Origin of the sequence: Paenibacillus sp. FSL H7-0735 (assembly GCF_038008505.1) — a bacterium.
Classification (GTDB): Bacteria; Bacillota; Bacilli; order Paenibacillales; family Paenibacillaceae; genus Paenibacillus_AQ; species Paenibacillus_AQ odorifer.
On sequence record NZ_JBBOZH010000001.1, the window covers coordinates 3,529,930 to 3,542,731 of the forward strand.

The following is a 12,802-nucleotide window of genomic DNA, read 5'->3' on the forward strand; positions in this document are numbered from 1 at the left end:
ATTTGATGCGTTTAACTCGCAAATATATGCTTACCAATTTTCAAGTTTTGCGGACGTGACCAGATCCATGCACTTGTTGCTGTATCCGGATTGAAATAATAGATTGAATGGTTTGTGGGGTCCCAACCCCGAACAGCATCAAGAGCAGCTAAATAAGCTGTCTGATTTGGTGTAAGCCAATACTGGCCGTCAGATACGGCTGTGAAAGCTCCTTTTTGGAATACAACTTCTTTAATATTATTAGGAAATTGACTTGATTGTATACGATTCATGACTACTGCACCCACTGCAACTTGTCCTACATAAGGCTCACCGCGAGACTCACTGTAGATAACTTTAGCCAAAATATCCATTTCATTAATATTAAGCGTGTGTTTTTTTAAAATATTCCAAGTTTTTGTCCCCGAAATTCCATCAGCGCTTATTCCATAGGCCTTTTGAAAACTAGTAACCGCTGCTTTCGTTTGTGATCCGTATACCCCATCTAAGGGCTCAGTATAGAAATCAAGGGTTTTTAATCTATATTGTAGATCCCATACATCTCCTGAAGAACTTCCTATGGTTAATACCGGAGCTGCATTAGCAGAACCGATCATAGTAGCCATGCTCACCAGACCCAAAAGAAGCAACAAAGTGAATATTTTAGTCTTCATTATAGTAGCCTCCTTTCAGAAAACATTATAAATATAGTTTAATCATTGAGACAACACTCATTTAATGGAAAATAAATTACTGTTTTACAAACTGTGAACTCTTAGTTCCGTTTGTGATTTTCTGAAATGGGTAAAATAATACTTATAGGCAGATAAAATTTCGGAGGTCTTTTATATGAAAAAGCAATTATTTCTACTAGTCGTTGCAGCTGCTTTCAGCTTAAGTGCTTGTAGTAATGACAATAGCTATGGCAATCAAATGTCTTCTAACGATACACAAATGGAACATAACTCACATTCAAGTTCAGGTGAAGTTCCAAAAGATCTGCGGGTAGCGGAGAACCCTACTTACAAAGTAGGAAGTGAAGCTGTGATCCAAACTGACCATATGGAAGGGATGAAGGGAGCCATTGCGACAATTGTGGGAGCTTATGAGACGACAGCATATAATGTTTCCTATAGACCTACTACAGGAGGTCAGCCGGTCACAAATCATAAGTGGATTATTCATGAAGAAATAAAAGAAGCAGATGATATATCCTATCAACCAGGCTCAGAGGTTATTATGGAATCTGATCATATGAAGGATATGAAGGGTGCAACGGCTCAGATTAACTCAGCAGAAAAAACCACTGTCTATATGATTAATTACAAACCTACTACGGGTGGAGATGAAGTGAAAAATCATAAGTGGGTAACAGAAGATGAGCTTTCACCTGTAAAATAATAGATCAACACAAAAACTGCAACTTACTCAGTTACGCATGAGTACGTTGCAGTTTTTGTTGTTTTATAGTCAGCTTCAAAGTAATTTGCGGTTAGGCTTTATCCACTGCAAGTTTTGAAGATTTCATGTTTGACGGGTCCTGTTCAGCTTCTTCAGGAACTGGCATTTGGTTAGAAGTACGAAGTGGAAGCTCCTTCAGGAAGAAGACAAGCACGAAAGCTACAACAAGCACAATGGTCCCGGTTAAGAACACGGATGACAATGTCTGTCCTAAAGCGTCACGGATACCCTCAATCATTTGTAAGAAGATAGGCTGTACATCGGTTGGCAGACTAGCTTGAGTCTGTTCAAGCAATGGTTTGTTCATTAATGCCTGTGGATTAGCGAAGGAGAGCATTTGCTCAGCAAGTTTTGGATCTATCTGTGTGAAATCCGGTGCTGATGACGATTGCAGAGCTTCCTTCAAGTTTTTGGTAAGACTATTTGACATAACGGTACCCATGACTGCGATACCGATCGTACCGCCTAAATTACGGAATAATTGTGAGGAGGCCGTTACTACACCCAGTTCTGTGTGTGAAACCGCATTTTGAGTAGCTAGTGAGAATACTGGCATTCCCAATCCTAACCCAAGACCAAACACAATCATACTTAGGACAGCCATCGGTACATTATTCATAAATACCATAATTGTCATACCAGCAATCATAATGGGTATTCCAATTAATGCGTAACGTTTATACTTCCCTTTTTTCGCCATCTTTTGTCCGGTAAGGGCACTGGCTACAACCATAACGATCGACATTGGCATAGTAACATACCCTGCATATGTCGCGGAGATCCCCAGAACACCTTGTACGAAGAAGGAAAGATAGATCATAGCTCCCATCATACCGAAGTTCATAATAAAACCAATAATATTAGATATGGTAACTACGCTATTCTTAAATAGATGAAGCGGAAGAATTGGATTTTTAGCTTTGGATTCGACCAAAATAAAGAGAAGTGCCGAAACGACCGTTCCCGCCAACAGGCCGAGAATTTGCGAAGAACCCCAATCATATTCTGTACCTGCCCAGGTGAAGGCAAGCAGTAGAGGCACGATGGTAGTTGTCATTAGCAAGGAACCTAAATAGTCTATGCTTGTTGACTCCCCGCGTTTGCCTTTAGGAAATAAGGTAAGAATCATCACGAAGGCTACTACACCAAGCGGTAGGAAGATCCAGAACAGCCAATGCCAATCCATATTGTCAATCAAAAAGCCTCCAAGCGTTGGTCCAAGCACACTGGAGAAGCCGAATACTGCCATCATCAACCCCATCCATTTACCACGTTCACGCGGAGGGAATAAGTCACCTACGGCAGTAAATGCGGTGGATTGAATAATACCTGCACCTACCCCTTGAATCCCACGGTAAATGATAAATTGATAAACATCGGAAGATGTACCTGTCAGAAAAGCCCCAACCATAAATAAGAGAATACCTGCTAATAGAAAGGGTTTACGTCCGAACATATCAGATAACTTACCGACAAGAACGGTTGCTATTGTTGATGTTAATAAGTAAATGTTAATAGTCCAAGTATAGTAATCCATGCCATCAAGAATTGCGATTATACGCGGCATAGCAGTACTTGTAATTGTCTGATTAATCGCTGCGAACAGCATTGCAGCCATTATTGCTATCATAATACTAAGTTTTCGTTTGCTGGATAAATGTTCCATTTGATTGTTTCCCCGCCACTTTTTAAATTTTATCTCTTGTCTAAATCAGAAATTATTACTGCGAAAATTCTTCTTAAATGCTCAATATCCTCATCGGGCAGTATCTTAAAGTAAGATTCCATAAGTTCTTGATGGCGTTCCTGCACCTCTTTAATCGTTGCTTCTCCTTTCTGCGTAATGGTGATGTGTACAACCCTTCGATCATCTTTGGCGCGTTCCTTATTTACGTAATCTTCAGCGATTAATTGGTCTGTTACGCCTGTAATTGCTGCTGAGGTAATACCCAGAGCTGCAGCAATCTGTGATACGTTTTGTGGACCGTTCTTAGATAAAGTCCTGAGGGTTTTGAACTGTGTAATATTTAAGGGGTAGTCTTGTTTGTTCCAATCTTGGGAGATTCCTTTTAAAAAGGATTTGAACATAGTAGAAATCTGAAGAAAATCTTCATTATTAGCCAAATCACGCCTCCTAAAGTTATGAAATAGGGCGGAATAAGTAATTCCATTAAATTTTAGATAACAACTAAATGATTAACTACTTAATTATTAAAGCGTGAAACAATATATCATCCTTTTTTATATCTCGTCAAGAAAAGGTTTGTTTTTTTCGAATGAAATAGAGTGTTGTTGTTGAAGTTCGTTCCTGAGCTAATGAATTATTTGTTATACTGTGTATAGTTATCTTTATTATTATTTCATTAAAAAGGAGCATTTATTTGAATCTAGCAACTCCTGTAACACCTATTCAACTTATGCAAGTACTTCTAAACGTTTCTGTGATTCGCCCTGTTTTTATCTGGGGGGCGCCTGGTATTGGGAAATCTTCGCTAGTAGAAGCTTTTGCTGATCAGGTGGGTCTTCCTTGTGTGTCACTATTAGGTTCTCAATTAGCACCTGAAGACATCATTGGAGTCCCGCAAATCGTTAACGGTAAGAGCCAATTCTGTCCTCCAAAAATGATTGCTCGGGATGAACCATATTGTTTGTTCCTAGACGAGCTTAATGCCTGTTCTCAAGAGGTGCAAAAAGCTTTTTATAGTCTCATCCACGAACGCCGCATCGGCGATTATCACCTACCTGAGGGCTCTATAGTAATAGGAGCTGGTAACCGTGCACAAGATAGTGCAATTGTTAAACCTATGTCCTCCGCGCTTATCAATCGGATGTTCCATATACAGTTAAATGTATCGTTTCAGAATTGGATCTCTTGGGCATATGAGCATAGCATTCATCCTATGGTTATTGAATATCTGGAATTGCGTCCCGATCATTTGTGGAGTGCACCTCCAAAGACTGAAGAGCCTTTCTCCACGCCACGCTCTTGGCATATGCTTAGTGATGCACTACATGAGTTTGGCGATGATGTAAATGTGGATACCGTGGGGATTTTAGCGAATGGCTCACTGACACCTTCTCACGCCACACAATTCAGGGCTTTTTATAAAAATCTAACTGGAAAATATGAACTTAATCAAATTATAGATGGTAAATCCTCATTTCCAACGGCTCCAGAAGATCGGGATCTCCTGTATTTTCTGGCGCAATCCTTGCGTGCCCAGATTATCAAAGAACTCCCTCCGATTAAAGATAACGTACGAGATGGACATCGCCAATTTGCACATACGGTTAAAAAGCTGATTAAAGACCTGTCCGTCATTAGCTTTGAAATTGCACAGCTAGTAGTTGCTAAGCAGGAGCAAAGTGATAATATTCCAGATTGGTTAATGGTTGAAATTGTACGTGATTTACCACGTCTTGCAATAAAAGAGCGGGGGTAAATATGGCTAAAAAAACAACTCCAGATAATCCCGCTTTGAAAAATTTTAACGAAGCATGTTCGTTAATCGCGGATCATCCTATTTTTGCGCCGTTATCTGTTCGAGCTTCGATTATTCATAATGAAAATAGTCCCTATCCTGAAGACGGCTGGGCAATTGTCACTAATAACGGTTATATTTACACTCATCCTAAACGGCGTGGCGAGGTTGCTGAATGGATGTACGTTTTGGCACATTGTTTTCTTCATTTAGGTCTTGGACATTTAAAGATTAAAGAGAATCAAGTGGCGTGGAACGTTGCATGTGATGTGTACATAGCAAAGTTTTTAAATGACTTGAAGTTTGGGAAAATACCCGCAGATATGGAGTCGCGAATTGATCTTACAATTAAAGATGAACAACAGCTTTACGAGCAGTTTATGATAAAAGGAATTCCGGACAACTCCAGATATTTTGGGACTGCGGGTGTTTCAAAACTGGATATGAATGTTAGAGATGCCACCAAAAGATACTGGGGAAAAGCACCGGATTGGGAAGCCTATTTTGCTTATGGGTTATCTAATGCTGTGACGAATGCAGTAAGTGTTGCTGGAGGACATGCTAATACTATTAGTGACCCTGCACTTTCTTTAACAGCTCCACAACGGGCAAAACGATGGTTTATGGACAGATATCCTTTATTAGGAGCGCTTGCCGCCGGCTTTGAGATTATAGAAGATCCAGCGATATGTCGGCGATTAGATATTTCCATAGCTGCCATTGACGTTATTGATCGCAAAATATTCATGAACCCTGCAGCTGGACTAAACGATGAGGAGTGTATTTTCGTGATGGCGCATGAGCTTCTGCATGCGGGGCTTCAGCATCACGAGCGATGTCTTGGTCGAGATCATTATCTTTGGAATGTGGCTTGTGACTACGTTATAAATTTATGGCTAGTGGAAATGAGTGTAGGGGAGTATCCGCGAATTGGACTCTTATTAGATCCTGAGCTTAAAGGTTTATCTGCTGAAACGATTTATGATCGTATGGTCGGAGATATCCGCACTTATAAGAAACTGGCAACCTTGAGAGGGAATGGACTTGGTGACATTTTAGATAACGGTTCATCAAGTTTTTGGGATGCGAGAGAAGGACAAACGTTAGATGATTTCTGTAAAAATGCTATGCAACAGGGACTTATGTATCATGAAGAGCAAAGTCGCGGTCTTTTGCCATCAGGCCTAGTTGAAGAGATTAGAGCGCTGGGCCAGCCACCTATTAAATGGGATGTAGAGCTTGCACGGTGGTTTGATCATTATTTTTCACCGCTTGAGAAGACCAGATCTTATTCACGAATTAGCAGACGTCAATCTTCTACGCCTGATATCCCTCGACCACAGTGGGTTCATAGCGGTGCTGCAGATGATGGCCGTACTTTTGGAGTTATTTTAGATACCTCAGGCTCAATGGATAAAAAACTTCTGGCCAAAGCATTAGGGGCTATTTCAAGTTATGCGCAGGCTCGTGATGTTCCTTTTGCACGGATTATCTTTTGTGATGCTTGTCCTTATGATGCAGGTTACATGCCCCCCGAGGCTATCGCGGATCGGGTACAAGTGAAGGGAAGAGGGGGAACGATCTTACAACCAGCTATTGATTTGATTCAACAAGCTGAGGATTTCCCGAAAAAAGGACCGCTTCTAATTATTACAGATGGTTATTGTGACAAGCTGATCCTTAAAAGAGACCATGCTTATATTTTGCCCAAGGGTAATGACTTGCCTTTCTCACCCAAAGGACCTGTATTCAGAATTAATTAGGGCTTAGAATAAATTTAGAGCGAGGTAACAATGGATATGAATCCCCCCAAACATATTCTTTCAGCAGCTACAGTTGTATTCAATGATCAAGAAGAAATCTTATTAATAAAAGGTCCACGTAGAGGCTGGGAGATGCCAGGCGGACAGGTTGAAGAGGAGGAGTCCCTTATAGAAGCAGCAATCAGGGAAGCCAAAGAAGAATCGGGCATTGATATAGAGATTAATAAGTTCTGCGGAGTTTTTCAAAATGTTGATCGATCTATTTGTACTAACCTATTTCTAGGGAATGCCATCGGCGGCGAACCTGCTACTAGTTCCGAGAGCTTAGAAGTTGGGTTTTTCTCGATAGAACAAGCATTAGAAATGGTCACATGGAAAAACCTCAGACTGCGGCTGGAGTATTGTCTAAATGATGAGGTACAGCCTTTTTACGTAGAGTTACGGGGTACAGAAGTTGAAGAAATTATATTTAAATTAGAAAACCAGCAAACTTTTTAGAGGTCCTCCTGCGTCCTAGCTAATGAGTGTCATCGGAAGGCACTTATAAATAGAGATGGAGGATGACGAGATATGAACAAAAGAACAAAAAATCTATTTAAAATGAGTGCAGTGGGATGTGTAGCCATTATGGGAGTGAGTGCAGCTTCTTTACCGGTTCATGCTATGGTTTCCACACAAGTAACAGCTAATGTTTCTGCGGCTTTACCGTCCAAGATACCAGCCCTTGCTGGCATTAAAGTACAAGAAAAAGTACTTAACACAACAAGTAAATACCTGATTGCAGATTTAAAAGTACCTCAGCTAACAGGAATGCTGGATACTCATTATCAAGATGAACTGAACGATATTATCCTCTCTCATGCTGAAAAGGATCTGGCACAGTGGGAGAAAGACGCTGCAGAAATGGGCAAAAAAGCACAGGCTGATCAAATGGAATTTCATCCTTATACTCTTTACATTACTTATGATCTGAAATCAGATGGAACAGGTTCTCCAGCAGGCGTTATCTCCTTGACTGTTACTACTGAAGGTTCTGAAGGTGGAACAAGCATGCCGCGGATCGATACTTATAATGTGAAAAATATAGCTGAGGCAGAACCTGTTACACTAACGGATCTACTGGGCGCTAACTACAAAGAGAAGCTCGATGCAGACATTCTGGCAGAAATTAAAAAGGATTCAGATAAGTATTTCTTAGAAGAGTACACAGGAACTTCAACTGAGCAGTCGTTCTATATCGATAAAGGTAACTTAGTAATCGTATTCCCTAAATACAGCATTGCGCCAGGTTATGTAGGTTCACCAGAGTTTCGGTTCAGCTTAAATCATAGTTCAACGGATACAACTAAGCTAGATTTGAAAAAAGTAGCTACTTTCACGAATAAGAAAGGCGTGCGCATGGTATCGCTTCGTGATGTGGCCAGTCAACTAAACTATGAATTGAAATGGAATCAGTCTACCAAAACCGCTGAATTGATGAAAGGTGCACAGTGGACAAGTGTTACGCTTAACAAAGATTCATACTTCTTCGCAAAAATGACTCCTAAAGCTTTAGGTGTTGCCCCTGTTCTGCAAGATAACAAAACCTATGTACCTGTTCAATTCGTATCAGAAATTCTACAGGTTGTAGTTCAGAAATAACCTTTTAGAAGTTTGTGAAAGTAGTTAGATTTTTTAAAAACATCCCGCAGGGTAATTCTTGCGCGGGTGTTTTTTTTACTTTTGATAACAGAATAACCAGTTAAAAGAACTTTTTGTGCTACTCCTGCGTCCTGACTATGAACAACAAATTAAGGGTAAGGACTGAAACAGAATGAATGACAACAAGCGTTATATGCCTGGAATTGATGGACTAAGAGCTTTTTCTGTACTCGCTGTCATAGCCTATCATTTGAATTTGAAATGGGCTGGGGGTGGACTGCTGGGAGTGGGAATCTTTTTTGTGATCTCGGGTTATCTCATCACAGACCAAATCATTAACCAATGGGAGCGTCATCGAAGATTGGACCTTCTGGACTTTTGGATACGTAGAGCACGGAGGTTGCTGCCGGCGACGATAGTCATGCTGATCGTTGTCACCTTATGGCTCTTAATCATAGATCCCACGAGATTAAATGGGCTGACAGGAGATTTCATGTCATCACTATTTTACGTTAATAACTGGTGGTTAATATTTCATGATGTTTCGTACTTCGAAAGCTTTGGTCCTCCTTCACCGATCGGACATTTATGGTCACTTTCTATTGAAGAACAGTTTTATATTCTATGGCCGCTGCTGCTCGTATTAGGACTAAAGATCATACCTCGTCGAGGTAAACTTATTGCCTGGATTCTGGCTTGTGCTGCTGTCTCAGCTTTAGCCATGGCTATGTTCTATGTACCGGGCACAGATCCAAGCAGGGTCTATTATGGAACAGATACTCGCATATTTGCACTTCTAGTTGGAGCGGCGCTTGCCGTTGCATGGCCTAGTCAGAAACTTAAAAATACAGTCACAGAAAGATCTCGTTATATGTTTGATATCATTGGTGCTCTGGGACTGCTGGTATTAATGGTGCTAGTTTACCGGATTAACGAATTTGATGAATCACTATATCGTGGTGGATTTTTGATCATCTCTATCATTACTGCAGTAGTGATTGCCGTGCTTGCTCATCCTGCCAGTTCTCTTGGCCGGAAAATGGGCTGCAAACCTTTGCGATGGATAGGTGTACGTTCATATAGCTTATACCTTTGGCATTATCCCGTAATTATTCTTACCAGCCCTAATGGGAATCCAGATGAGAGCGGCGTACTTCGTATTATCCTTCAGTTAGCAGGAAGTTTTCTACTGGCAGCCTTATCATACAAATATGTGGAGGAGCCGCTCCGTCGGAGATCATTAAGAGATATTTGGAACAATTGGAGTGCAAAGCAACGCCGCAGCTACCGCCCAGTCTTTCTTATGACCATGATCTTTTTGGTTCTTATTCCGATTGCCTGCAATGGATATTTATCCAATGCTGAATCTGACACGCCTACAATCGAAGTTGCAGATAAGCAGAATGTACAGCAAGAGGGAACAGCGCAAGATCCAATAGCTCACAACTCATTGGCACCACCCGTAGAAAAAGATACGACTGATGATGAAAAGCAAAAACCTGACACTGAAGAGAAACAAGTTGAACCAGAAGGAAACATTGCGGTAACCGGGAAAAATCAAACCGGAAAGAATATTACGGCCATTGGTGATTCTGTCATTTTGGATGCAGCACCATTTTTGGTAGAAAGTCTCCCTGGTATTGTCATCGATGGAAAGGTCGGCAGACAGATGCTGCAGGCACAGGAGGTGGTTGATCAGCTTAGAGCACAAGGGCGGTTAGGGAAGCGGATGATCATTGAGCTGGGGACGAATGGAGCTTTTAACTCCAAGCAATTACGTAAACTACTAAATTCGTTAAGCGATGCGGAGCAGATTATTTTGGTCAATACACGTGTGCCGAGAAAGTGGGAGCAGACTGTGAATTCCACCCTTTCAAAAGTTTCCAGTGAATTCAGGAATACGACCATAGTAGACTGGTACTCAGCTAGTGAAGGAAAAGACGACTACTTCTACAAAGATGGTGTTCATTTGAAACGTGAGGGTGCCAAGTATTATGCATCAATTCTAATTAAAGCTTTGGAAAAAGAAAATAAATAATTTATTTGGAATCTCCAAACTTTTTTATACTCACCAAACGTCTTACTCCTGTTACAACACCAGATCACAAACAGAGAAGGATAATCGACCATGTTGAATAGGAAAACCGAGAAAATATTGACGCGATGTATCAAAGAAAACAAAGAAAATGTATACCGGCTTGCTTACAGTTATGTGAAAAACAAAGAGGATGCCCTCGACATTGTGCAGGATTCTATTTATAAAGCGATGACACGAATGGATTTGCTAAAGGATCACGATGCCGTGAAAAGTTGGTTTTACAGGATTGTCGTGAATACTTCTTTAGACTTTTTGCGCAGAAACAAGAAGGTTCAGACGATGGAGCCAGAGATAATAGAAACCTATAGTCCGGCTGTTGAGGATAACTATACAGATATGGATTTGAAAAGAACACTGGAAGAGCTGCCGGCGAAATACCGAAGTGTGATCGTGCTTAGATATTTTGAGGATATGAAGATTAATGAAGTGGCTGAAGTTCTTAATGAGAACACCAATACAATAAAGACAAGGCTGTATCAGGCCCTTCAGTTATTGCGAGTGAAGCTGAATGATGAAGCCTTAAAGGAGATAAAGTAAGATGGACGAAAGAATACAAGAATTACATAAAGAGTATACCGATATTCCCATTCCGGATGAACTTGATTTGATTGTAAACCGCTCTATAAAGCAGTCACTTAAAGCCAATAGAAAAAAACACACAACAACTAAGTGGGTGGCTAGTGTTGGCGCGGCCGCAGTTATTTTTCTAGTAGCCATAAACACCAGTACAACCGTAGCTAGTGCATTATCTTCCATCCCAGGCGTTGATCGGATAATAAAAGTGCTAACTATTAAAGAATACGTTGTAGAAGAAGAGAACTACGATGCTAATATCAAAGTTCCAGCCGTAACGGATATGGAAAACAAAGAACTGGAGCTTGGATTGAACAGCAAATATTTAAGTGAGAATAAAGCACTATACGAAAAGTTCCAAGCGGAGATCGAAGCGTTGAAGGAACAAGGTGGGGGCCATTTGGGGCTGGATGTTGGTTATGAAGTGAAAACGGATAATGAGCATATTTTCTCCATTGGCAGATATGTTGAGGAAACCGCTGGTTCATCTTCAATGGAAGTTACTTTTGATACGATAGACAAAGAAAATCAGATCCTTATTACATTACCAATGTTATTTAAAGATGATCAATACATTGAGCGCATCAGCGAAAATATTAAAGAACAGATGATTGCTCAAATGAAAGCAGACTCTGAAAAAGTTTACTGGATCCCTGAGTATGGCGATGATGTGCCAACGGATCAGTTTACATCCATTACGAAGGATCAAAGCTTTTATATCAATACCGAAGGTAAGCTTGTGATTGTGTTTAATAAATACGATGTCGCACCGGGTTATATGGGCTCCGTTGAATTTATGATACCAACCGCGGTGCTTGCTGATGATTTGGTCAGTCAGAAGTATATTCAATAAAAGAATTCTGGGAATAACGTCATCTGCGTTCCGAAACTCTGCGCAAAAGTTGATAAATGTGGAACTAGCGTCATCTGAGTCCGAAAGTTTAGCCAAAACTCTTTGTCAAAGCCTTAAACATCGTTTGATGTCATTATTTTACGGGGGACGCAGCAGCTATCGGACTCAGCTGACCCTAAACGCAGCATTATCGCACTTTTGCAATCCTAACGGACCACATCGTCGCTATTGGCACGAAAAACACTCCTCAAGCACTCTTTTCTAACGAATAGCTGCACTGGGGTCCGAAGCTCTGCGCAAAAGCTGATAAAAGCGGAAATAACGTCATCTGGGTCCGAAAGTTTAGACGTAAATAAATCGCTCTACTGCCGCAACGGTAGCATTAATATCCGGGTTAGAATTATCGATCAACGCAATATTTTCAGCCGGGAGCGGCCATGCTACCGTACGGTTGCCAAGAGAAGTGCGGAATTCATTCCAATGCTGGAACTTCCATTCATCTAGTGGTGATTGTCTGTCTTGAATTCGTTCCCGGTACAATTCCTCGTTGGCTAAACCTACCAAGACAACCTTGACTTCAACATCAAGGAGGGAACGTCCGATCCGAACTAACTCATTGCTGATCCAGTCAGGATTGGCCGCCTCTTTGGTGAAGGGACCAACCACAAAAGCATCGACGTCCAAGCCTATATTATCCAGCGCAGCATCCATAGTGATTCGATAACCTAAATCGCGGCATAACCTTTTGTACTCTGCTGAGTCTCTATCTGCCGGATCCAGTCCGTGTAAAGTCATTATGGCGTCGGCAGCAGGCCGTAGCAGAATATCCATATCGAAAAATGGTATTTTGCGCCGCGAAGCAATCGCTTTAGCTAACGTTGTTTTGCCTGCTCCAGCTGGACCAAGAAAAAATACAAGTTTATTCATTTCTAATTCTCCTTAGTTCTCAAGT

At 41.0% G+C, this 12,802-nt stretch carries 12 protein-coding genes; 8 read left to right on the forward strand and 4 right to left on the reverse strand.

Going from position 1 to position 12,802, the window contains the following annotated elements:
* Window positions 1–11: 11 nt before the first annotated feature.
* The gene (sleB, locus tag NSS82_RS16110) at window positions 12–653 is read right to left on the reverse strand and encodes a spore cortex-lytic enzyme (protein ID WP_076105642.1); all 642 of its coding nucleotides are present in this window, start codon (window positions 651–653) and stop codon (window positions 12–14) included.
* 175 nt (window positions 654–828) lie between these two features.
* On the opposite strand from sleB, the gene NSS82_RS16115 reads away from it, so the two are divergent.
* Window positions 829–1,380 (forward strand): YdhK family protein, encoded by a 552-nt coding sequence (locus tag NSS82_RS16115; RefSeq protein ID WP_076105643.1) that lies wholly within the window; start codon window positions 829–831, stop codon window positions 1,378–1,380.
* 91 nt (window positions 1,381–1,471) lie between these two features.
* Here NSS82_RS16115 and NSS82_RS16120 read toward each other — a convergent pair whose 3' ends face one another.
* Together NSS82_RS16120 and NSS82_RS16125 are read right to left on the reverse strand one after the other, a co-directional pair.
* Window positions 1,472–3,106: an MDR family MFS transporter gene (locus NSS82_RS16120; protein WP_076099291.1), complete on the reverse strand. Its 1,635-nt coding sequence runs from the start codon at window positions 3,104–3,106 to the stop codon at window positions 1,472–1,474.
* A 29-nt stretch (window positions 3,107–3,135) separates the two neighbouring features.
* A complete protein-coding gene (locus tag NSS82_RS16125; protein WP_036678010.1) occupies window positions 3,136–3,564 on the reverse strand; it encodes a MarR family winged helix-turn-helix transcriptional regulator in 429 nt (142 codons plus the stop codon).
* A gap of 257 nt (window positions 3,565–3,821) precedes the next feature.
* Here NSS82_RS16125 and NSS82_RS16130 point away from each other — a divergent pair, with 257 nt between their 5' ends.
* From NSS82_RS16130 to NSS82_RS16160, 7 genes are all read left to right on the forward strand, one after another.
* Window positions 3,822–4,883 carry an AAA family ATPase gene (locus NSS82_RS16130; RefSeq protein WP_076105644.1) on the forward strand — a complete coding sequence of 354 codons (1,062 nt, stop codon included), beginning with the start codon at window positions 3,822–3,824 and terminating at the stop codon, window positions 4,881–4,883.
* 2 nt (window positions 4,884–4,885) lie between these two features.
* Window positions 4,886–6,685, forward strand: coding sequence for a vWA domain-containing protein (locus NSS82_RS16135; protein ID WP_038570877.1), 1,800 nt, complete (start codon window positions 4,886–4,888; stop codon window positions 6,683–6,685).
* 36 nt (window positions 6,686–6,721) lie between these two features.
* Window positions 6,722–7,183: an NUDIX hydrolase gene (locus NSS82_RS16140; protein WP_052097483.1), complete on the forward strand. Its 462-nt coding sequence runs from the start codon at window positions 6,722–6,724 to the stop codon at window positions 7,181–7,183.
* 72 nt (window positions 7,184–7,255) lie between these two features.
* Window positions 7,256–8,326 (forward strand): stalk domain-containing protein, encoded by a 1,071-nt coding sequence (locus NSS82_RS16145; protein ID WP_076272519.1) that lies wholly within the window; start codon window positions 7,256–7,258, stop codon window positions 8,324–8,326.
* 172 nt (window positions 8,327–8,498) lie between these two features.
* Window positions 8,499–10,364 carry an acyltransferase family protein gene (locus NSS82_RS16150; RefSeq protein ID WP_076105646.1) on the forward strand — a complete coding sequence of 622 codons (1,866 nt, stop codon included), beginning with the start codon at window positions 8,499–8,501 and terminating at the stop codon, window positions 10,362–10,364.
* Window positions 10,365–10,454: 90 nt separating this feature from the next.
* Window positions 10,455–10,961: an RNA polymerase sigma factor gene (locus NSS82_RS16155; protein WP_038570883.1), complete on the forward strand. Its 507-nt coding sequence runs from the start codon at window positions 10,455–10,457 to the stop codon at window positions 10,959–10,961.
* 1 nt (window position 10,962) lies between these two features.
* Window positions 10,963–11,850, forward strand: coding sequence for an RsiV family protein (locus NSS82_RS16160; protein ID WP_076105647.1), 888 nt, complete (start codon window positions 10,963–10,965; stop codon window positions 11,848–11,850).
* Between the two features lie 342 nt (window positions 11,851–12,192).
* Here the strand turns inward: NSS82_RS16160 and NSS82_RS16165 are convergent, their stop codons facing one another.
* Entirely contained in the window at window positions 12,193–12,777 is a 585-nt protein-coding gene (locus NSS82_RS16165) for an AAA family ATPase (RefSeq protein WP_076105648.1), read from the reverse strand.
* Window positions 12,778–12,802: the final 25 nt, after the last annotated feature.

Coding starts and splice junctions, on each gene's coding strand:
- sleB (WP_076105642.1), bottom strand. CDS start 653: ATGAAGACTAAAATATTCACTTTGTTGCTTCTTTTGGGTCTGGTGAGC.
- NSS82_RS16115 (WP_076105643.1), top strand. CDS start 829: ATGAAAAAGCAATTATTTCTACTAGTCGTTGCAGCTGCTTTCAGCTTA.
- NSS82_RS16120 (WP_076099291.1), bottom strand. CDS start 3,106: ATGGAACATTTATCCAGCAAACGAAAACTTAGTATTATGATAGCAATA.
- NSS82_RS16135 (WP_038570877.1), top strand. CDS start 4,886: ATGGCTAAAAAAACAACTCCAGATAATCCCGCTTTGAAAAATTTTAAC.
- NSS82_RS16140 (WP_052097483.1), top strand. CDS start 6,722: ATGAATCCCCCCAAACATATTCTTTCAGCAGCTACAGTTGTATTCAAT.
- NSS82_RS16145 (WP_076272519.1), top strand. CDS start 7,256: ATGAACAAAAGAACAAAAAATCTATTTAAAATGAGTGCAGTGGGATGT.
- NSS82_RS16150 (WP_076105646.1), top strand. CDS start 8,499: ATGAATGACAACAAGCGTTATATGCCTGGAATTGATGGACTAAGAGCT.
- NSS82_RS16155 (WP_038570883.1), top strand. CDS start 10,455: ATGTTGAATAGGAAAACCGAGAAAATATTGACGCGATGTATCAAAGAA.
- NSS82_RS16160 (WP_076105647.1), top strand. CDS start 10,963: ATGGACGAAAGAATACAAGAATTACATAAAGAGTATACCGATATTCCC.
- NSS82_RS16165 (WP_076105648.1), bottom strand. CDS start 12,777: ATGAATAAACTTGTATTTTTTCTTGGTCCAGCTGGAGCAGGCAAAACA.